A 20,642-nucleotide genomic window follows, 5' to 3' on the forward strand; every position below is an offset into this window, starting at 1 on the left:
GAATGTAGGAGTTTGCGCGAAAACATGTCAGAAAAATGGATCCATGTACCAGTTTTGGGGCAAACTCCTTGCATTCTGACAGTTCGACAAGGCCTGCCCCATGACCTCCGCGTCCTTGGTTGATGAGCAACGATTTCGTAAACTCCTGAGCCGCAATATCAGCCTGCCGTTGGGGCTGGGCCTTATCAGCGCGGTGTTCTTCGTTTCGCTGATCAGCTATCTGCTGTCGACGATCCAGTGGGTGGAACACACCGACCGGGTGATCAATAACGCCAATGAAGCGGTCAAGCTGACCGTGGACCTGGAAACCGGCATGCGCGGTTTTCTGCTCAGTGGCGACGAGCATTTCCTCGATCCCTACGAAACCGCCAAGCCGCGGGTTGCCGTGGCCCTCAACACCTTGCTCGAGCTGACGGCCGACAACCCGGTGCAGACTGACCGCTTGCTGCGGTTGCAGGCATTGCAACAGGAGTGGGCCAGCTATGCGCAATCGATGATCGATTTGCAGCGCAGCAGCGGTGATTATCGCTCGGTAGTGAAGGCCGGGCGGGGCAAACGACTGACCGATGAAATTCGCAAGCAGTTCGAGGAGGTGATCGATACCGAACAACAGTTGCGCGCCACACGCAATGATGAGGTGCGCCGCACCACGGTCTGGAGCATCAGTCTCTATCTGTTGTTCATCGCCGGTGTCAGTGGCTTGCTGGCGTACGTCGGGCGCCGCGATTTGCTCAGCCTGTCGCAAAGCTACAGCGTCAATCTCGCCGCCCAACAAGCCAGTGCCCAGCGCCTGGAGCAACAGGCCTGGCTGCGCAACGGTCAGACCGAGCTCGCCGAGCAGGTGCTGGGACAGTTGAGCCTGAACCTGCTGGGGCGCAACATCCTGCAGTTTTGCGCGCAGTACCTCGGTAGCGCCGTGGCGGCGCTCTATGTTCGGGAAGACCACGGCGGTCTCAGACGCATCGCCAGCTACGGTTTTTCCCGCGAACAGGAAGAGCGGGATCAGCAGATTTACAGCGATGAAGGCATTGTCGGCCAGGTGGCGCAGCAGGCGCGGCTGATTCGCCTGGACGAGGTGCCGGGGGATTATTTCAAGGTCAGCTCCGGCCTCGGAGACGGATTGCCGCGCAGTGTGCTGGTGGTGCCGACCAGCGACGACGACCGGGTCAATGGCGTGATCGAGTTGGGTTTCCTGCGTCCGCTGGATGACCGCGATGTCGCGTTGCTCGAGTTGATTGCCAGCAACATCGGCACGTCCATCGAGGCCGCACGCTATCGCCATCGCCTGCAGGAAGTGCTGGCCGAAACCCAGCAGCTCAATGAAGAGTTGCAGGTGCAGCAGGAAGAGCTCAAGACCGCCAACGAAGAGCTCGAAGAACAGTCGCGGGTGCTCAAGGAGTCCCAGGCGCACCTGGAAACCCAGCAGGTGGAGCTGGAGCAGACCAACGAACAACTCGCCGAACAGGCAGAAGTGCTGGCCGAGCAACGCGACGCCATGGACCTGAAGAACTCCGAACTCAATCAGGCGCAGATCCAGCTCGAAGAGCGCGCGCTGGAACTGCAGCGTTCAAGCAAGTACAAGTCAGAATTCCTCGCCAACATGTCCCACGAGCTGCGCACTCCGCTTAACAGCTCGTTGATCCTGGCCAAGCTGCTGGCGGAAAACCCGGAAGAAAACCTCACGGCCGAGCAAGTGAAGTTCGCCGAGTCGATCTACTCCGCCGGCAATGACTTGCTCAACCTGATCAACGACATTCTGGACATTTCCAAAGTCGAGGCCGGCAAGCTGGAAATCCGTCCGGAGAACACCAGCGTGGCGCGCCTGGTCGATGGCCTGCGCGGCCTGTTCCAGCCATTGGCCACGGACAAGCAGCTGGATTTCCAGGTGGAGTTGCTGGACGGCGCGCCGCCGATGCTGTTCACCGACCGCCAGCGCCTGGAGCAGGTGCTCAAGAACCTGTTGTCCAACGCCGTGAAGTTCACTGAAAGCGGCAGCGTCAGCCTGTCCGTCGCTGCGGCGCCGAATGACGGCATCGCGTTCAGCATCCGCGATTCCGGGATCGGCATCGCGGCGGATCAGCACGACAGCATTTTCGAAGCCTTCCGTCAGGCCGATGGCACCACCAATCGGCGCTACGGCGGCACCGGGCTGGGCTTGTCGATCTCCCGTGATCTGGCCGCGTTGCTCGGCGGCTCCATCAGCGTGACCAGCAAACCGGGGCAGGGCAGTGTGTTCACCCTGGTCATGCCGCAGCAGTACGTGGAACCGGGCGAGGTGCCTGTCGAACCGATGCGAGCGGTTGCGGTGGCGGCGGCTGCGGATGCAGTGCCGCCCACGTTATCGCCATTGGTGGCCGAAGTCGACATTGCGCGTTTCGACGACGATCGCCACAAAGGGCCGTTCAACAGCCGCTGCATTCTGGTGGTTGAGGACGAGTCGAACTTTGCGCATATTCTCTACGACCTTGCCCATGAACTGGGTTATCAGTGCCTGGTGGCCCATGGCGCCGACGAAGGCTACGACCTGGCCAAGGCGTTCATTCCTGACGCGATCCTGCTGGACATGCGCCTTCCCGATCATTCCGGCCTGACCGTGCTGCAACGCCTGAAGGAACACGCCGAAACCCGACACATCCCGGTGCATGTGATTTCAGTCGAAGATCGGGTCGAAGCGGCGATGCACATGGGCGCCATTGGCTATGCGGTCAAACCCACCACCCGCGAGGAACTCAAGGACGTATTTGCGCGCCTGGAAGCCAAGCTGACCCAGAAGGTCAAGCGTGTGCTGCTGGTCGAGGACGACGACTTGCAGCGCGACAGCATTGCCCGCCTGATCGGCGACGATGACATAGAGATCACCGCCGTTGGCCTGGCGCAGGAGGCACTGGACCTGCTGCGCACGTCGGTCTTCGATTGCATGATCATCGACCTCAAGCTGCCTGACATGCTCGGCAACGACCTGCTCAAGCGCATGTCCACCGAAGACATCTGCTCCTTTCCGCCCGTCATCGTCTATACCGGGCGCAACCTGACCCGCGATGAAGAGGCTGAACTGCGCAAGTATTCGCGTTCGATCATCATCAAGGGTGCGCGTTCGCCGGAGCGGCTGCTGGACGAAGTGACACTTTTTCTGCACAAAGTCGAATCACGGTTGTCCCATGACCGGCAGAAGATGCTCAAGGTCGCCCGCAGTCGCGACCGGGTCTTCGAAGGCCGCAAGGTGCTGCTGGTGGATGATGATGTGCGCAACATTTTCGCCCTCACCAGCGCGCTGGAGCAAAAGGGCGCAGTCGTGGTCATTGGTCGCAACGGCCGGGAAGCGATTGAACGACTCAATGAAGTGGAGGACATCGATCTGGTGTTGATGGACGTGATGATGCCGGAGATGGATGGCTTTGAGGCCACCGTTGAAATCCGCAAGGTCCCGCGTTGGCGCAAATTGCCGATCATCGCGGTGACGGCCAAGGCCATGAAGGACGATCAGGAGCGCTGCCTGCAAGCCGGCGCCAACGATTACCTGGCCAAGCCTATCGACCTGGACCGCCTGTTTTCGCTGATTCGCGTGTGGTTGCCGAAGATGGAACGCATCTAGTGGAGCGCCATTTTTCCGTGGAGCGCAGCAGTGAAATCGAATTGCGCTTGTTGATCGAGGCGATTTACCTCAAGTACAGCTACGACTTTCGCGATTACTCCGGCGCGTCGATCAAGCGTCGGGTCAACCATGCGTTGAGTCAGTTCGAGTGCCAGACCATCTCGGCGTTGCAGGAAAAGGTCCTGCACGATCCGGCCGCTTTCATGCAATTGCTGCAATTGCTGACCATCCCGGTCAGCGAGATGTTTCGTGACCCTTCGCACTTCCTGGCCATCCGCAAGGAAGTGGTACCGCTGCTGCGAACCTACCCCTCGATCAAGATCTGGATCGCCGGATGCAGCACCGGGGAAGAGGTGTATTCGATGGCAATCCTGTTGCGCGAAGAGGGCTTGCTCGACCGTACGATCATCTACGCGACCGATATCAATCCGCGCTCTCTGGAAAAAGCCAAGCAAGGGATTTTCTCGATGGAGAACGTCCGCGCCTACACTGCTAATTACCAGCAGGCCGGTGGCCAGTGTTCGTTTGCCGACTACTATACGGCGGCCTATGGGTACGCGATTTTCGACAAGACGCTGCGCGATAACGTGACCTTCGCCGACCACAGCCTGGCGACGGACAGTGTGTTCTCCGAAACTCAATTAATTTCATGTCGTAACGTATTGATTTATTTTAATAAAAAACTCCAGGATCGGGCGTTCGGACTGTTTCATGAGTCCCTCTGCCATCGCGGATTCCTGGTGTTGGGCAGCAAGGAAACCCCGGATTTCTCGGCTTTTGGCGATAAGTTCGAGCCGCTGGTCAAACAAGAACGGATCTATCGAAAAACATGAACAGTGCAACGAACCTGCCCGCTATCGAAGCGATCGTGATCGGTGCCTCCGCCGGTGGCGTGGAGGCGCTGTTGAACATCCTCGGCCCGCTGCGCGAAGGTTTTGCGTTGCCGATCATTGTCGTGCTGCACCTGCCGGACGAACGCCGCAGCCAGCTGGCGGATGTGTTTGCCCGCCGAGTTGCCATGCCGGTGCTGGAGGCGTGCGACAAGACTGCGGTCGAGGCCGGCACGCTGTATTTCGCCGCGCCCGGTTATCACCTGTCGGTGGAGCGGGACCGCAGCTTTTCCCTGAGCCTGGAGCCTCGAGTGCATCATTCGCGACCCGCCATCGATTACCTGTTCGAGTCGGCTGCCGATGCCTACGGCACCGGGCTCGCTGCAGTCTTGCTCACAGGCGCCAACCGCGATGGCGCGCGCGGGCTGGCCCAGGTCAAACAAAACGGTGGCATGACCATCGTGCAAGACCCGCAAGAGGCTCAGGTCGCCACCATGCCCCAGGCTGCGCTGGATATGCACCGGCCAGACCACATACTTTCTGTACGCGGCATCGGCCGTCTGCTTGTCGAGCTGGAACGAATCGCATGCTGAGTAATATCCAGGCCAAACTGCTGATCGTGGACGATCTGCCGGAAAATCTGCTGGCGCTTGAAGCGCTGATCAAGCGTGAGGACCGGATTGTGTACAAGGCGCTGTCCGCCGACGAAGCCTTGTCACTGCTGCTGCAGCACGAATTCGCCATGGCCATCCTCGATGTGCAGATGCCGGGCATGAACGGCTTCGAGCTGGCCGAGTTGATGCGCGGCACCGAAAAAACCAAGAACATTCCGATCGTTTTCGTCAGCGCCGCCGGGCGTGAAATGGAATACGCGTTCAAGGGCTATGAAAGCGGTGCCGTGGACTTCCTGCACAAACCGCTGGACATCCACGCGGTCAAGAGCAAGGTCAATGTGTTCGTCGACCTGTACCGTCAGAGCAAGGCGATGAAGGAACAAGTGCTGGCCCTTGAGCAAAGTCGCCGCGAACAGGAAGCCCTGCTCGAGCAACTGCAGAACACCCAGCTGGAACTGCAGCAGGCGGTGCGCATGCGCGACGACTTCATGTCCATCGTCGCCCACGAAGTGCGCACGCCGCTCAACGGCCTGATCCTTGAAACCCAGCTGCGCAAGATGCACCTGGCCCGGGACAACGCCGCCGCCTTCACCCTGGACAAGATGCACGCCATGGTCGACCGCGACGAGCGACAGATCAAAAGCCTCATTCGCCTGATCGAGGATATGCTCGATGTCTCGCGCATTCGCACCGGCAAGCTGTCGATCCGACCGACTCGGTTCGATCTTTCGACGCTGGTTCGCGATTTGCTGCACAACTTTTCCCGGCAGATCGACGCCGCCGAGACGTCGGTGACCCTTGATGCCGAGCAACCGGTGATCGGAAACTGGGATGAATTTCGTATTGAGCAGGTCATATCCAACCTGTTGACCAATGCCTTGCGCTACGGGGCCAAGAGCCCGGTCACGGTGAAGGTATACAGTGAAGGAGGCCAGGCGCTGGTAGACGTGCGCGACCAGGGGATCGGGATCGACGAAGAAAACCAGAAGCGCATATTCCAGCAGTTCGAGCGCGTATCGGCCAGGCAGGCCGTCGCCGGATTGGGCCTGGGATTGTTTATTTCAGAACAGATCGTGACCGCCCATGGCGGTACAATCACCGTCCAGAGCCGGATTGGCGAAGGCGCCTTGTTTCGCGTTTGTCTGCCGCTGTAGGAAAACAGCCAGATAAACGCAACCTCTGATCGACCCCATGGTCGTATCAGCAGCAATTGAACGAACAAAGGCTTCCCATGAGCGAAGATGCACAAGACGTAGTACTCGTTGTCGAGGACGATCCGTCGATTCTGATGGTGCTGTCCGCTTATCTGTCGGGTGAGGGTTATCGCGTACTTCAGGCCGAAAACGGCGAACAGGCGTTTGAAATCCTGGCGAGCAAACCCCACCTGGACATGATGATCACCGACTTCCGCCTGCCCGGTGGAATCTCCGGTGTGCAGATCGCCGAACCCGCCGTGAAGCTGCGACCGGAACTCAAGGTGATCTTCATCAGCGGCTACGCCCAGGAAATCCGTGAGACCGACAGTCCGATCACGCGCAAGGCGCCGATCCTGGACAAGCCATTCGATCTGGATAAATTGCAGGAACTGATGCAGGACATGCTTTCGTAAGCATTCAGGCGCTGATCATCTCCCGCACCTTCGCCGTCAACAGATCGAAGGTGAACGGCTTGGTGATCATCTGCATGCCCGGATCGAGGAACCCGCCGCGCACGGCGGCGTGCTCGGCGTAGCCCGTGATGAACAGCACCCTGAGGTCGGGCCGCAACTGCCGGCCGATTTCCGCCAGTTGCCGGCCGTTCATGCCGGGCAGGCCGACATCGCTGATCAGCAGGTCGATGCGCTGGGTCGAATCGAGTATCGGCACCGCGCTATCGCCATCACAGGCTTCGACGAAGGCATATCCCAGATCGCTCAACACCGTGCTGACCAGCACCCGCACCGCCGGGTCGTCTTCGACAATCAATACTGTCTCGCCATTGTTGGCAAAGGGCGAGTGTTCGACATTGACCGGATGCTCCTGAGGCAGGTCACCCCCGAAGCGTGGCAGAAACAGACTCACCGTGGTGCCTTCGCCCACGACGCTGTGGATGACGACGTGACCGCCTGACTGCTTGCTGAAGCCATAGATCATGGACAAGCCCAGCCCGGTGCCCTGGCCGATGGGCTTGGTGGTGAAGAAGGGGTCAAAGGCGCGATTGACGATGCTTTGCGCCATGCCGCAACCGGTGTCGGTGACGCTGAGCACGACGTAATCACCGGCATCGAGATTGCTCTGGGACTGGGCAAAGTCCTCGTCGAGGTGCCGGTTCGAGGTAGAGACCACCAGCCTGCCGCCATTGGGCATGGCATCGCGGGCGTTGATCACCAGGTTGAGCAGGGCGCTTTCCAGTTGATTGGGGTCGGCTTCGGCCACCCACAGTTGTTCATCGAGTTGCATGTCCAGGCGAATGCTTTCGTTGATGCTGCGTTGCAGCAGTTCATCCATGGAGATCACCAGGGCGTTCATCTCCACGGGTTTGGAATCCAGCGACTGGCGGCGGGAAAACGCCAGCAGGCGGTGAGTCAGGGCCGCCGCGCGGTTTGCCGAGGTCACCCCCAGGTCGATCAGGCTGTCCAGATCTTCGGTACGGCCCCGGGCCAGGCGTCGACGCAACAATTCCAGGCTGCCGATGATGCCGGTCAGCATGTTGTTGAAGTCATGGGCGATGCCGCCGGTGAGCTGGCCGACGGCTTCCATTTTCTGCGACTGGCGCAGCGCCTCTTCGTTGTGACGCAGTTGCGCGGTGCGCTCTTCCACCTGCTGCTCAAGGGTTTCGAGGGTGTTTTGCAGGCGCAATTCACTTTGGCTCAGGTCGACCAGCCGATCCCTGGCCTCGTACTGTCGTCGCCGTCCGCGCAAGGCAGTGGTGACCAGACTGATCAGGGTGATCGGGTGAAAGGGCCGTTCGAGGAAGGTGACATTGCCCAATTGCGGGCCGAAACGTGATGCCGGATTCTGTTGCGGGCCGCCATGGTGCGTCATCAACACGATCGGCAGGTCCGACCACGCGGGCTGTTGTTCAATCAGCCGGATCAGCGGTTCGAGATCACGACCCAGCAGCGCTTCACTGGAAATCAGCAGCAGGCCGGCACCGAGCTGCAGCTCGGCGCACAGCCCGGGCAGGTCCTGGCTGATCACCCCGTGAAACCCGGCTTCATTGAGCATCATCAAGGCAATCTGGCTGTCACGCCCTCGCGGCGCAAGGATGAGGGTGCGCTCGGGTGTCGCCGGCAACGCAGTCACCGGATATCTTCCGCAAGCAAGGGGTTGCTCGCCCCGAGATAGGTGGGCACTCCGCGCAGCACGCCCTGGAAGGCTTCCAGCGGTTCACCGATGGTCATGCCCTGGGCGCTGATACGGTATTCACGGATGGTCGATTCATGGCTGCCGGTGCGTTTCTTGATGATCGAAATGGCCCGGCGTACCTTGCCCAGGGCTTCGAAGTAACGCAGCAGGATCACCGTATCGGCCAGGTAGGTGATGTCGACCGGGGCCTGCATGTCGCCGACCAGGCCATGCTGGGCAACCGTCATGAAGGTCGCGGCGCCTTTTCGATTGAGGTACAGCAACAACTCGTGCATGTGCAGCACCAGGGCGTTCTCTTCCGGCATTGCCGCTTGATAGCCATTGATGCTGTCGATCACCACGGTCTTGATATTGCCTTCGTCGACACAGCGCCGGACCCGGTGGGAGAACTCGCCGGGAGACAGTTCGGCGGCGTCCACCTGTTCGACCAGCAGATTGCCGCTGTCTTGCAGGGCCTGCAAATCGATGCCGATGTTCTTCATGCGCTCGTACAGCAACCCCAGCTCTTCATCGAAGATGAACAACGCGGCTTTTTCACCCCGGGCCACCGCCGCGGCGGCGAACACCATGGAGATCAGTGATTTGCCGGTCCCGGCCGGACCGAGAATCAAGGTGCTGGAACCGGTTTCGATACCGCCGCCCAGCAGCGCATCCATTTCCCGGATGCCACTGGTCAATTGCTGGCGCAGGTACTGACCGCGATGTTCGGCGGCCACCAGACGCGGAAATACATGCACGCCGTCGCTGGCGATGGTGAAGTCATGAAAGCCGCCCCGGTATTTCTGGCCGCGGTACTTCACCACGCGCACGCGCCGGCGCTCGGCACCGTAATTGGGTGTCAACTCTTCCAGGCGAATCACGCCGTGGGCGACGCTGTGCACGGTCTTGTCCAGTGACTCGGTGGTCAGGTCGTCGAGCAGCAAGACCGTAGCGTCGTAACGCACGAAATAATGTTTGATGGCCAGAATCTGCCGACGATAGCGCAGCGAGCTCTGTGCCAGCAGCCGAATTTCGGAAAGGCTGTCCAGGACGACGCGGGTCGGTTTGACCCGTTCGACCACTTCGAAAATCTGCCGGGTGGCCTCGCCTAGTTCAAGGTCGGAGGAATACAGCAGCGTCTGCTGCTGTTCGGCATTGAGCAGGTTTTCCGGAGGCGTCAGCTCGAAGATGTGGACGTTGTCGTCCATCTCCCAACCATGGGACAAGGCGCCCTGGCGCAGTTCGCGCTCGGTCTCGGACAGCGTGATGTACAACGAGCGCTCGCCGGCTTGAGCGCCGGCCAACAGGAAATGCAGCGCCACCGTGGTCTTGCCGGTTCCCGGCTCGCCTTCCAGTAAAAACACGTGACCGCGGGACAGTCCTCCATCGAGGATATCGTCAAGGCCTTCGATACCGGTGGCCGCCTTGGTACGGTTCAATTCGTTGGTTAGAGACAAATAAGAGTCCTCTCGTGGCCAGGAGCAATGAGGCAGCCTCTTGGAAGTGCCGCAACGGGCTGCCTTTTCACTTGACCCCTGGCCCGGACGAGCGTTCAACCTTTTTTAACGCAAAAAGATCGCAGCCTGCGGCGTAGATGTAGGAGCTGCCGAAGGCTGCGATCTTTTGGTTTTAGAGCCCCTGTTGCAACGACGGATCATCAGGGTTCATCTGCTCGAGCTGGGCTGTCAGGATCTGCACGTTTTGCAGCTGCCCGCTTTCCTTCCAGTAGTTGATCAGCAGCACCCGTGCCTTGCGATCGTTCGGATGGCGCTGGACGATTTCCTGCAACTGAATCTGCGCCGCTTCGAGTTCCTGCTCACCGCGCAGTGTGGTGGCCAGGTCGTAGCGGTAATCCCGGTTGTCGGGCTCAAGCTCAACGGCCTTGGACAGGCCGAGCAGGGCGAATTCGCTTTGGTCGTGATGCAGTAGCCAGAGCCCCAGGGCATGTTGCAGATAGGCCGAGTTGGGCTGTGCCTGCAGTTGCCTGGCCAGTAGCTGCCGGGCGGCGTCGTTCTGGCCCTGTTTGTCCAGCACTTCGATTTGCAGCACCAGCGCCGGCAGGTTGTCCGGCGCCAGGCGCAGGGTGTTGTCCAACGCCTGTTGCGCTTGCTTGAGTTCGGCGTTGTGCAGGTGCAGCCGGGCCAGTTGATATTGGTTTTCGGCGCTTTGCGGTTCGCTCTTGAGCACCAGCTCCCAGGCATCGATGGCTTGCTCCAGCGGCCCGAAATACAAGCCGAGTTCATCCGGGGACAACCCCAGCAGCGCGTTGATTGCCGCCAGCCGCACGTTCTGTTCGCTGTCGTCGAGCATTGGCCCCAGCAAAAGACTGCGCTGGCCGTTCGGTACCAGGGCGCTGATGCTTCTGATCGCCGCGATTCGCACTTCGGGCGATTCGTTCTGCAAGTCGGCATCCGCCAGTTTAAGGGCCACCGAGCTTGGATAATTGGGCAGCTCGGCATGCAACCAGACACGGCGCTTGGGGGACAGGTCCGGACGCTTCAACTGCTGATAGAGCACCCGCGCGGCACCGGGTTGACCGCCACGGGCCGCTGCCAGCGCTTCGCTGTAACCGTGTTGGATGGCTTCGGGAACCACTGGCGTGGTATCGCGCAGGGATAACCATGCAAGGCCGATGACGAGCAGGGCGAAGAGGCTGATAAACAGATAGCGGCGGGACTGGGGCATGCAGGAATCCGGAAGCTGGCGAACTTTTGCAAAGGCGCCAGCTTCGGTCAGGCCAGGCCTTGAGTCAAACCTTGAAGACGTTCACTGACGATTCAAACCGTGGAAAAGCCCTCCCGCCAGCTTTCAATGGGCCTGCAAACGGCGTCGCCAGCAAAACCTCTCAAGGCACCGCCACAGTGACTACGCTTGCTGGAAGTGTGTCGACGGGTGTTCCCATGCAAGCGTTGTTGCAGTACTTCAAGGCCATGCTCAACCCCGGACCCGGGGTATTGCTGTTTGCCTTGCGAACCATTGCGGCGGGGTTATTGACCCTGTACCTGGCGTTTTTGTTCGATCTGGACCAGCCCAAGTGGTCGATCATGGCCGTGGTCATCATCAGCCAGCCACTGGGGGGCATGGTGCTGGCCCGCAGTTTTGGCCAGGTGATCGGCACCACGCTGGGCGCTGCCGTGGCGGTGTTGATCATGGCGATCTTTCCCCAGGCTCCGCTGCCGTTCATTACCACCCTGGCATTGTGGCTGGCGTTGTGCACCGCCGGTGGCACCTTGTTGCGCTATACCAGTTCCCAGGCATTTGTCCTCAGTGGCTACACCGCCGTGGTGGTGGCCTTGCTGGCGGTGCCGGATCAGGACGGCATGTTTCTGCTGGCGGTGACCCGTGTCACCGAGACCTTGCTGGCGGTGGCCTGTGTGTGTCTGGTCAGCCTGCTGACCGCCAGGCCGGAAACCGTGGCCCGTGACTACTTCGCCAGGATCGACCAGATCATCCGGTTGCTGGCCACTCATGCCAGCGCCGTCCTTCGCACCGAAGAGAGCGAAACCGATTTCCAGCAGCGACAAATGCAGCTGTTGGGCCAGATCAGCGGTCTGGAGGGCGTGCGCCGGCACATGTACTTCGATGCGCCACGGTTGCGCAGTGCCAACGGCCTGGTGCAACTCTTGGGCAATCAATTGGTGTTGTTGACCGCACGGCTGACAGCCCTGCGCCACCAGCGGCTGCTGTTGACCGAGCGCTGGGAGGGCGAGTTGCCCGAGGAAATTCAACGGATACGCGCCGAAGAACTGGAGTTTCTCGATGAGCTGGCGCGGGAGGGGCGTTCGCTTTCCAGTGACAAGCGTCACCACTTCACGTCGTTGCAACAACGCTTCGATGAACTGGCCTACAGAGCCGAACAATTGACCGAACCGCTGCCGGCCACCTTGCGCTCGCTGGCCTGGTCGCTGCGCTGGGAGCAGGCTCGCCTGTTGCAGCAGCTGGAGCAGATCCTGGAGTTGAGTGATGCCATCCAGAGCGGGCGACCGGCCAGCAGCGTGTTTCGCGGGCGGGAAAATCCGCTGCATCTGGACTTCACCCTGGCGACCATGAACGCCATCCGGGCTTTTTCCGCGCTGTTGATTTGCGGCCTGATCTGGATCGAGACCGGCTGGGACGGTGCACGAGGCGGGATGGTGCTGGTGGGCATCCTTTGCTCGCTGATGTCGACCTTTCCAAGGCCGCTGCTGGCCGTGCAAAGTTACGCGAGGGGCTTCGGGCTGGCACTGGTGGCCTCGGCGCTCCTGCAGTTCTTGTTCGTGCCGATGATCAGCAATTTCGAGATGCTTGCCTTGCTGTTGGCGCCCTTGCTCTATGCCGTTGCGGTGGGGCTGGCCAGTCCACCCACGACAGGCACCGGCATTGGCCTGGGGCTCACGACTTTTCTGTTGCTCGGTCCGTTGAACGTAGGGATCGGTCAAAACACCGCCATCCAGTGGTTCGAATTTGCCGGGGCCTATACCTGCGCGACCGTGCTGGCGTTGAGCGTCTATGCGCTGATTTTTCCGTTCAGGCCGGATTTGCGCATGAGGCGGCTCTATAAAGAGAACTGCGAGCAGGTGTACGCCTTGCTGAAAACCGCGCCGACCGATGAACAGCAGTTTGCTTTCGAGAGCCGCATGGTTGATCGCCTGACCATGATGCTGGGGCTGCTGCCGGCAACGCAGGAAGCACAATCCCATGAGCGCTTTCAAGTCAGCCTGGCCTGCATGGCGTTGGGGATTGCCATGAATCAGCTCAGGCAGCAGGGGCAGAACAACGCACTGTTGAGTGCGGATCTGCAAAGTCGCCTGTTTTCCACCGTCCGGGAAACGGGCAGGCTGGTCGCCGGACGTCCCGGGGTCGAAGTGGCACGGGTGCTCGATAGCCTGCACGCCCTGGGCGACGAACTGGATGCCCTGCATGCCGATGTCCATGAGCATTTGTGGTCGGTGTTCCGCATGCGCGTGGCGCTGTTGATCGTGGTGTCGTTCGTCGAGCGTTATCGCGGCTACTTTCAACCCTCCGGCATTGAAGGAGACCCTGTCCTTGCCCATTGATCTGGAAGTGGGTGGCGCCTATCTGCCCCCGATTGCCCAGGCGTTGTTGCTGGGTTTGCCGATTTTCCTCCTGCTGGACTGGGGGCTGCGGCGCCTCGGGGTGCTGCAGTTCGTCTGGCATGAGGCCTTGTTCGAAGGCGCGTTGTATGTCTGCGTGTGCGCCACGTTGATACTGGTGATGGGAGTCTGATGCCTTGAAGAACATCCTTCCCCGACTTACGACGCTGGCGGTGGTACTGCTGGCTTTGATCCTGGGCTGGTTCGCCTGGGAGCATTACACCCGCGCCCCCTGGACCCGGGATGCCCGGGTGCGTGCAGATGTGGTGACTCTGTCCGCCGATGTCTCGGGGCGAATCGTCAGCCTGGCCGTGCAGGACAACCAACATGTGAACAAGGGCCAGGCGCTGCTGGAGATCGATCCGGCGCGATACACGCTGGCGGTGGAGCATGCCAAGCGTGCCGTCGAGGTGTCGAAAGCCTCGCTCGGGCAGGCCCAGGCGTCCATTACCGCCAGCGAAGCCTTGCTCAAGCAGCGTCAGAGCGAGGAGCAACGGCGGCGCACGCTCAAGGATCGTTCGGCGATTTCCGGCGAAGAGTGGGAAAAAGCCAACACCGACGTGTCGGTGGCCCAGGCTGATCTGCTGCGAAATCAGGCCAATCTGGTGCTGGCCCAGGCCAACGTGCAACTGGCCATCGCGGCCTTGACCCAATCGGAACTCGATCTGCAGCGTACCCATGTCGTCTCCCCGGTGACCGGCTTTGTCACCAATCTGCTGACCCGGGAGGGCGACTACGCCTCGGCCGGTGGTCCGTTGCTGGCGCTGGTGGACAGCGATTCGTTCTATGTCAGCGGTTACTTTGAAGAAACCAAGTTGCCGCGGATCGGCGAGGGCGACCGGGTCAGGATCGAGTTGATGAGTGGCGAAACCTTTGGCGGCAAAGTGCAGAGCATTGCCTTTGCCATTGCCGACCGGGAAAACCTGCCGGGCGGTCGCCTGTTGGCCAACATCAACCCCAGTTACACCTGGATCAAACTGGCGCAGCGGGTGCCGGTGCGGATCGAGATCGATGCCGACTATGCCGGTAAAGACAAACTCAGGGCAGGGACCACGGCCACCGTGACCGTCCAGGAAAACCAACAATCCAAAGACCAACAATAACCCCGGTGGGAGCGGGCTTGCTCGCGAAGGCGGTGTGTCATTTGACATTTGCATTGCCTGACACACCGCCTTCGCGAGCAAGCCCGCTCCCACAAAGGATTTACATTGCCTTTTAAACGGCAAAAAAAGCCCCGCGACCGAATGAGACGCAGGGCAAAGGAATTGGTTGGTTGCGGCCAACCAAAGGAGCGCTTGAAAGCTTGGGGTTAATTGCTGGCGACCGTCTCGGGCTGCCAGCCGCCACCGAGGGCCTTGTAGATCGCGACGATGCCGCGATACAGGTCGACTTCAGCCTGGGCCTGGGTGTCCTCGGCCGCCAGGCGTTCACGCTGGGCGTCGAGCAGCACGAGGAAATCGGCGGTGCCTTCGCGGTAGCGAATTTCGGCAAGATCGGCAGCCGAACGGCTGGACTCGCTCTGGCGAATCAGCGAAATCAGGCGCTGCTGGCGTTTGCCGTAGTCGCTGAATGCGTTTTCCGATTCTTCCAGGGCCAACAACACTTGCTGCTCGTAAGTCGCCAGGGCGCCTTCGGCATCGGCGTCGGCGGCGCGCAAACGGGCGCGCACGCTGCCCAGGTCGAATGCCGCCCAGGTGATGCTCGGGCCGAGCGCCCAGGCGTTGGCCGCCGAGGAACCGATTTGCGAACCCCGCCCGGCGGTGAAACCGAGGAAGCCGCTCAGGCTGACTTGCGGGAACAGGTCGGCCTTGGCCACGCCGATCCGCGCCGTGGCCGACGCCAGTTTGCGCTCGGCACTGCGAATGTCCGGCCGGCGTTGCAGCAGTTCCCCCGGATTCCCGATCGGCAAGGCCTTGGCAATCGCCGGCAAGTCTTTCGGGCTCAGGTCCACGGTCAGCTTGTCCGGCCGCTCGCCCAGCAGCGTGGCGATACGGTTCTTTTCCCGAACCTGCTCGGCCTGCAATTGCGGCACGCTGGCTTCGACCGACGCCAGGCGGGCATCGGCACGTTCCACATCGAGTTGATCGCCGACGCCGGCATCACGCAGGTTGATGGTGATCTTGCGCGACTCCTGCTGGTTCTCCAGGTTGGCCAGGGCGATCTTTTCCCGCAGTTGCGCACCACGCAGTTGACCGTAGGCATCCACCAGTTCGGCAATCATGCTCACCTGCAGTTGGTACAGATCGGCTTCTAGCGACTGTTGCTCGGCATTCGCCGATTCCAGGTTGCGCTGGATACGCCCAAACAGGTCGATCTCCCAGGCCATGTCCAGGCCCAGGTCGTAGCGTTCGCTGTTGACCCGGTCGGTGGTCTGGCCAGGAATCTGGCCCTTGCCCAAGTCACTGCTTACACGGCTGGTGACGACCGGCAAGTTGTCGTTACTGATGTCATCGCGGATCGCCCGTGCGGCTTTCCAGCGGGCAAACGCGACGCGCAAATCACGGTTGCCCTTGAGCGATTGCGTCACCAACTGGTTGAGGGTCGGGTCTTCGAACTGCTGCCACCAGATGCCTTCGAAACGCGAACGGTCAAAGTTCTTCTGGCCGGCGGCGCCATCGGTGGCGGCCGTGATGTTGGCCGCCTCGGTGTTGGGCGTCTGGTAATCCGGACCCACGGCACAGGCACTCAAGGCCAGCACCAGCAGGCTCGGCAGGAAGGCTTTCAAACTCATCAGTGCGACTCCAGCTTCAGGGCGACCTTGGCGGCTTTGCGCGCCTGGCCACGCTCGACAAAGTTACGAATCAATACGTAGAACACTGGCGTCAGCAACAGGCCGAAGAAGGTCACCCCGAGCATCCCGGAGAACACCGCCACACCCATGGCGTGACGCATTTCGGCACCGGCACCGCTGGAGAACACCAGCGGCACAACCCCCATGATGAACGCGAAGGAGGTCATCAGGATCGGCCGCAGACGCAGGCGGCAAGCTTCCAGTACTGCGGCCAGCGGGTTGAGGCCCTCCAGTTGCTTGTCCTTGGCGAACTCGACGATCAGGATCGCGTTCTTGCACGCCAGGCCCACCAGTACGATCAGGCCGATCTGGGTGAAGATGTTGTTGTCACCGCCGGAGGCGATCACACCGGTGATGGCCGACAGCAGGGTCATCGGTACGATCAGGATCACCGCCAGTGGCAGGCTCCAGCTTTCGTACTGGGCCGCCAGTACCAGGAACGCCAGCAGTACGCAGAGCGGGAACACGAACAGCGCGGTGTTGCCGGACAGGATCTGCTGGTAGGTCAGGTCGGTCCATTCGTAGGTCATGCCGTTCGGAAGTTCTTCCTTGAGCAGCTTCTCGATGGCTTTTTCGGCCTGGCCGGAGCTGTAGCCGGGGGCCGCCGCACCGTTGATTTCAGCGGTGATGAAGCCGTTGTAGTGCATCACGCGGTCCGGGCCCGAGGTGTCGCTGACCTTGATGAAGGTCGCCAGCGGGATCATCTCTCCTTTGTTGTTACGCACTTTCAATTGGCCGATCTGGTCGGACTCGAGGCGGAACTGCTGTTCGGCCTGAACGTTGACCTGATAGGTGCGGCCAAAGCGGTTGAAGTCGTTGGCATACAGCGAACCCAGGTAGATCTGCAGGGTGTCGAAGATGTCGCTGACGGCCACGCCGTGGGTCTTGGCCTTTTCCCGGTCGATGGCGGCATCGACCTGCGGTACGTTGACCGTGTAGCTGGTGAACAGGCCGGCCAGTTCCGGCACGTTGTGGCTCTTGGCAATGATATTCATGGTTTCCTTGTACAGCTCGTCGTAACCCAGGTTGCCCCGGTCTTCGATCTGCAGGCGGAAACCACCAATGGTACCCAGGCCTTGCACCGGCGGCGGCGGGAAGATCGCCATATAAGCTTCCTGGATGTTCGCGTACTGGCCGTTCAAGGCACCGGCAATCGCACCGGCGGACATGCTCGGGTCTTTACGCTCGTCGAACGGTTTGAGGGTCACGAACACGATGCCGGCGTTCGGGCTGTTGGTGAAACCGTTGATCGACAGGCCAGGGAAGGCCACCGCGCTCTCTACGCCTGGCTGTTTCAGGGCCAGGTCGGACATGCGCTTGATCACGTCTTCGGTACGGTCCAGGCTTGAGGCATCCGGCAATTGTGCGAAGGCCACCAGGTATTGCTTGTCCTGGCCGGGTACGAAACCGGTCGGGGTGCTGGAGAAACCGAAGAAGGTCAGGACCATCAGGCCGGCGTACAGCAGCAGGGCGATGCCGCTTGAGCGGATCACACGGGCGACGGTGCCGACATAACCATGGCTGGCCTTTTCAAAGAAACGGTTGAACGGACGGAACAGCCAGCCGCCAAACATCTTGTCCAGCACCCTGGAGAAGCGGTCTTTCGGTGCGTCATGGCCCTTGAGCAATACCGCGGCCAACGCCGGCGACAGGGTCAGCGAGTTGAAGGCCGAGATCACCGTGGAAATCGCAATGGTCAGGGCGAACTGCTTGTAGAACTGACCCGTCAGCCCGGAGATAAATGCCGCAGGAACGAACACCGCACACAGCACCAGCGCCGTGGCAATGATGGGACCTGTCACTTCACGCATGGCGCGTTTGGTGGCTTCCACCGGGGTCAATCCGAGCTCGATGTTCCGCTCGACGTTCTCCACCACCACGATGGCATCGTCCACCACGATACCGATGGCCAGTACCAGACCGAACAGCGACAGGGCGTTGAGCGAGAAGCCGAACAGGTGCATCACGGCAAAGGTACCGATCAGCGAAACCGGCACAGCCACCAACGGAATGATCGAGGCGCGCCAGGTCTGCAGGAACAGGATCACCACCAGTACCACGAGGATCAGTGCTTCGAAGAGGGTGTGAACCACCGCCTCGATGGAGCCGCGCACGAAGATCGTCGGGTCATAGACGATGCTGAAGTCCATGCCTTCGGGGAAGTTCTTCTTCAGTTCGGCCATTTTCGCCCGGACTTCGTTGGAGATCTCGATGGCATTGGAGCCAGGGCGCTGGAAGATCGGGATCGCCACCGCCGGCTGATTGTTCAGCAGCGAACGCAGAGCGTACTGGCTGGAACCCAGCTCGACGCGAGCGATGTCCTTGAGGCGAGTGATTTCACCGTTGTCGCCAGAGCGAATGATGATGTTCTCGAACTCTTCCTCACTGACCAGACGACCCTGCGTGTTGACCGACAGCTGGAAGCTTTGGGCATTCGGGGCAGGGGGAGCGCCCAATGCACCGGCGGCCACCTGGCGGTTCTGTTCACGAATGGCGGTGACAACGTCAGTGGCGGTCAGGTTGCGCGAAGCGGTCTTGTTCGGGTCGAGCCAGACCCGCAGCGAGTAGTCGCCCATGCCGAACAGTTGCACGTCACCGACACCGCCCAGCCGCGCCAGCTCATCCTTGATGTTGAGGATCGCGTAGTTGGACAGGTAGAGCATGTCGTAGCGTTTGTCCGGCGAGGTCAAGTGCACAACCATGGTGAGGTCGGGCGATGCCTTGTCCACGGTGATACCGATACGCGTCACTTCCTCGGGAAGTTTCGGCTCGGTCCGGGTCACGCGGTTCTGCACTTGCACCTGCGCGTTGTCCAGGTCAGTACCCAGGGCAAAGGTGATGGTCAGGGTGATCTTGCCGTCGGCGGTCGACTGCGAGGACATGTACAGCATGTTCTCGACGCCGGTGATGGCCTGCTCCAGGGGAGCGGCCACGGTTTCACCGATGACCTTGGGGTTGGCACCGGGGAAGTTGGCGCGGACCACCACGGTCGGCGGCACGACTTCCGGGTATTCGCTGATCGGCAACTGGAACAGCGAGATCGCACCGGCGATCAGGATCAGCAGCGACAGCACCGCTGCGAAGATCGGCCGCGAAATGAAGAATTGGGAAAAATTCATCGTAAAAATCCCTTAACCGCGTGGGGTCGTGGCAGCCAGTTTCACAACCGTGCCCGGCGCGACCTTGGCAGGCGCGACTTGGGGCAGGTTGCTGGCTTCCAGCGCTTGGCGTTGTTGTGCGAGTGCCGCGAGGGTCTGTTCGCTGGCCATCGGAATCACTTCAGGGGTGACCGGTGAGCCGGGACGTACCCGTTGCAGGCCCTTGACGATGATGGTGTCGTCCTTGTTCAGGCCACTGCGCACGATGCGCAAACCTTCGATCTTCGGCCCCAGTTCCACCGCGCGGTAGGCAGTCTTGTTGTCGCCGTCCATCACGATCACGAACTTCTTGCCCAGGTCGGTACCCACCGCTTCATCGTTGATCAGCATGGCGCTGTAGGTACCGCTGCCCACCAGTTTCAGGCGTGCATAAAGGCCCGGGGTGTAGCTGCCATCGCTGTTGTCGAACACGGCGCGGCCACGGATGGTGCCGGTCTTCGGGTTGACCTGGTTGTCGACGAAGTTCATCACGCCCTGGTGCGGGTTACCGTCTTCGTTGGACAGGCCCATGTAAACCGGGGTGGTAGCGCCGCGTTTGCCCTGGCGAGCGAGCTCGGTGTACTTGAGGAACACACGCTCGTCAGCGTCGAAGTAGGCGTAGACCTTGTCGGTGGAGACCACGCTGGTCAGCGGCGTGGTGTCGGCGGTCACCAGGTTGCCGGCGGTGATTTCCGCACGGCTGACACGGCCGCTGATCGGTGCGGTGACGCGGGTGAAACTCAGGTTGAGCTTGGCCAGGTCGAGCTGTGCCTGCAGCGCACCGACGGCGGCGCGGGCTTCCTGGGCGGCGCTGGTGCGCGAATCGGCCAGCTCGGCGGAAATGGCATTGCTGGTGCGCAGGCGCTCACCGCGCTGGGCTTCGTTTTCACTGCGGGTGGCATTGGCGCGCGATTGTGCAACCAGGGCTTCGAGGCGGCGGACCTCAGCCTGGAACGGACGCGGGTCGATCTGGAACAGCAGGTCGCCTTTCTTGACCAGGGCGCCTTCAGTGAACGCCACTTCATCGATCTGGCCGGAGACCCGTGGACGAATCTCGACCGTTTCCGGCGCTTCCAGGCGCCCGGTGAATTCGTCCCACTCGTTGACCGGTTGTTCCAGCACCTTGGCCACGCTGACCTTGGCTGCTGGCATCGTGGCGGCGGTTTCCGGGGCCTTGCCGCAAGCGCTGATCACCACTACGGCCAACAAAGCCAACGGGAAGCGCAAATGTTTGAATGACTGTTCCATGGATGCATCCG

The 20,642-nt window shown here is 60.8% G+C and carries 14 protein-coding genes; 8 read left to right on the forward strand and 6 right to left on the reverse strand.

Annotated features, from left to right (window positions below; translation table 11 throughout):
• The first annotated feature begins 100 nt into the window (after window positions 1–100).
• The 5 genes from PMI26_RS26405 to PMI26_RS26385 all read left to right on the forward strand — a co-directional run bounded on the left by PMI26_RS26405 (window position 101) and on the right by PMI26_RS26385 (window position 6,645).
• Window positions 101–3,592 carry a response regulator gene (locus tag PMI26_RS26405; protein ID WP_007970576.1) on the forward strand — a complete coding sequence of 1,164 codons (3,492 nt, stop codon included), beginning with the start codon at window positions 101–103 and terminating at the stop codon, window positions 3,590–3,592.
• Window positions 3,592–4,425 (forward strand): CheR family methyltransferase, encoded by an 834-nt coding sequence (locus PMI26_RS26400; protein WP_007970578.1) that lies wholly within the window; start codon window positions 3,592–3,594, stop codon window positions 4,423–4,425. The genes PMI26_RS26405 and PMI26_RS26400 overlap by 1 nt, the downstream gene beginning before the upstream one ends.
• On the forward strand, window positions 4,422–5,015 hold the full coding sequence (locus tag PMI26_RS26395) for a chemotaxis protein CheB (protein ID WP_007970580.1): 594 nt from the start codon (window positions 4,422–4,424) through the stop codon (window positions 5,013–5,015). Before PMI26_RS26400 ends, PMI26_RS26395 begins: the two co-directional genes overlap by 4 nt.
• Window positions 5,009–6,190, forward strand: coding sequence for a hybrid sensor histidine kinase/response regulator (locus tag PMI26_RS26390; protein WP_007970581.1), 1,182 nt, complete (start codon window positions 5,009–5,011; stop codon window positions 6,188–6,190). Before PMI26_RS26395 ends, PMI26_RS26390 begins: the two co-directional genes overlap by 7 nt.
• 77 nt (window positions 6,191–6,267) lie before the next feature.
• Window positions 6,268–6,645: a response regulator gene (locus PMI26_RS26385; RefSeq protein WP_007970583.1), complete on the forward strand. Its 378-nt coding sequence runs from the start codon at window positions 6,268–6,270 to the stop codon at window positions 6,643–6,645.
• A 4-nt stretch (window positions 6,646–6,649) separates the two neighbouring features.
• Here PMI26_RS26385 and PMI26_RS26380 read toward each other — a convergent pair whose 3' ends face one another.
• The 3 genes from PMI26_RS26380 to PMI26_RS26370 all read right to left on the reverse strand — a co-directional run bounded on the left by PMI26_RS26380 (window position 6,650) and on the right by PMI26_RS26370 (window position 11,047).
• Window positions 6,650–8,320, reverse strand: a complete 1,671-nt coding sequence (locus PMI26_RS26380) for a response regulator (RefSeq protein WP_007970584.1) — start codon at window positions 8,318–8,320, stop codon at window positions 6,650–6,652.
• The gene (locus PMI26_RS26375; protein WP_007970585.1) at window positions 8,317–9,819 is read right to left on the reverse strand and encodes an ATPase domain-containing protein; all 1,503 of its coding nucleotides are present in this window, start codon (window positions 9,817–9,819) and stop codon (window positions 8,317–8,319) included. The genes PMI26_RS26380 and PMI26_RS26375 overlap by 4 nt, the downstream gene beginning before the upstream one ends.
• Window positions 9,820–9,991: 172 nt before the next feature.
• Window positions 9,992–11,047, reverse strand: coding sequence for a tetratricopeptide repeat protein (locus tag PMI26_RS26370; RefSeq protein WP_007970586.1), 1,056 nt, complete (start codon window positions 11,045–11,047; stop codon window positions 9,992–9,994).
• A 215-nt stretch (window positions 11,048–11,262) separates the two neighbouring features.
• Between PMI26_RS26370 and PMI26_RS26365 the strand changes: the two genes are divergently transcribed.
• The 3 genes from PMI26_RS26365 to PMI26_RS26355 are packed head-to-tail and all read left to right on the forward strand — an operon-like array spanning window position 11,263 to window position 14,558.
• Complete coding sequence (locus PMI26_RS26365; protein WP_007970587.1) at window positions 11,263–13,398, forward strand: FUSC family protein; 2,136 nt, start codon at window positions 11,263–11,265, stop codon at window positions 13,396–13,398.
• Window positions 13,388–13,588 carry a DUF1656 domain-containing protein gene (locus PMI26_RS26360; protein ID WP_007970588.1) on the forward strand — a complete coding sequence of 67 codons (201 nt, stop codon included), beginning with the start codon at window positions 13,388–13,390 and terminating at the stop codon, window positions 13,586–13,588. Before PMI26_RS26365 ends, PMI26_RS26360 begins: the two co-directional genes overlap by 11 nt.
• A 4-nt stretch (window positions 13,589–13,592) precedes the next feature.
• The gene (locus tag PMI26_RS26355; RefSeq protein WP_007970589.1) at window positions 13,593–14,558 is read left to right on the forward strand and encodes an HlyD family secretion protein; all 966 of its coding nucleotides are present in this window, start codon (window positions 13,593–13,595) and stop codon (window positions 14,556–14,558) included.
• 206 nt (window positions 14,559–14,764) lie between these two features.
• Here the strand turns inward: PMI26_RS26355 and PMI26_RS26350 are convergent, their stop codons facing one another.
• From PMI26_RS26350 to mexE, 3 genes are read right to left on the reverse strand one after another with little or no spacing between them, the layout of a single operon-like run.
• Window positions 14,765–16,186, reverse strand: a complete 1,422-nt coding sequence (locus PMI26_RS26350) for an efflux transporter outer membrane subunit (protein WP_007970590.1) — start codon at window positions 16,184–16,186, stop codon at window positions 14,765–14,767.
• Window positions 16,186–19,365 carry an efflux RND transporter permease subunit gene (locus PMI26_RS26345; protein WP_007970591.1) on the reverse strand — a complete coding sequence of 1,060 codons (3,180 nt, stop codon included), beginning with the start codon at window positions 19,363–19,365 and terminating at the stop codon, window positions 16,186–16,188. Before PMI26_RS26345 ends, PMI26_RS26350 begins: the two co-directional genes overlap by 1 nt.
• A 12-nt stretch (window positions 19,366–19,377) precedes the next feature.
• The gene (mexE, locus tag PMI26_RS26340) at window positions 19,378–20,631 is read right to left on the reverse strand and encodes a multidrug efflux RND transporter periplasmic adaptor subunit MexE (RefSeq protein ID WP_007970593.1); all 1,254 of its coding nucleotides are present in this window, start codon (window positions 20,629–20,631) and stop codon (window positions 19,378–19,380) included.
• Window positions 20,632–20,642: the final 11 nt, after the last annotated feature.

Source organism: Pseudomonas sp. GM33 (assembly GCF_000282295.1).
Classification (GTDB): Bacteria; Pseudomonadota; Gammaproteobacteria; order Pseudomonadales; family Pseudomonadaceae; genus Aquipseudomonas; species Aquipseudomonas laurylsulfatiphila.

What these genes read in the sequence shown, in the direction of transcription:
- PMI26_RS26405 (WP_007970576.1), top strand. Translation starts at nt 101, where the DNA reads ATGACCTCCGCGTCCTTGGTTGATGAGCAACGATTTCGTAAACTCCTG.
- PMI26_RS26365 (WP_007970587.1), top strand. Translation starts at nt 11,263, where the DNA reads ATGCAAGCGTTGTTGCAGTACTTCAAGGCCATGCTCAACCCCGGACCC.
- PMI26_RS26370 (WP_007970586.1), bottom strand. Translation starts at nt 11,047, where the DNA reads ATGCCCCAGTCCCGCCGCTATCTGTTTATCAGCCTCTTCGCCCTGCTC.
- PMI26_RS26350 (WP_007970590.1), bottom strand. Translation starts at nt 16,186, where the DNA reads ATGAGTTTGAAAGCCTTCCTGCCGAGCCTGCTGGTGCTGGCCTTGAGT.
- PMI26_RS26385 (WP_007970583.1), top strand. Translation starts at nt 6,268, where the DNA reads ATGAGCGAAGATGCACAAGACGTAGTACTCGTTGTCGAGGACGATCCG.
- mexE (WP_007970593.1), bottom strand. Translation starts at nt 20,631, where the DNA reads ATGGAACAGTCATTCAAACATTTGCGCTTCCCGTTGGCTTTGTTGGCC.
- PMI26_RS26395 (WP_007970580.1), top strand. Translation starts at nt 4,422, where the DNA reads ATGAACAGTGCAACGAACCTGCCCGCTATCGAAGCGATCGTGATCGGT.
- PMI26_RS26390 (WP_007970581.1), top strand. Translation starts at nt 5,009, where the DNA reads ATGCTGAGTAATATCCAGGCCAAACTGCTGATCGTGGACGATCTGCCG.
- PMI26_RS26345 (WP_007970591.1), bottom strand. Translation starts at nt 19,365, where the DNA reads ATGAATTTTTCCCAATTCTTCATTTCGCGGCCGATCTTCGCAGCGGTG.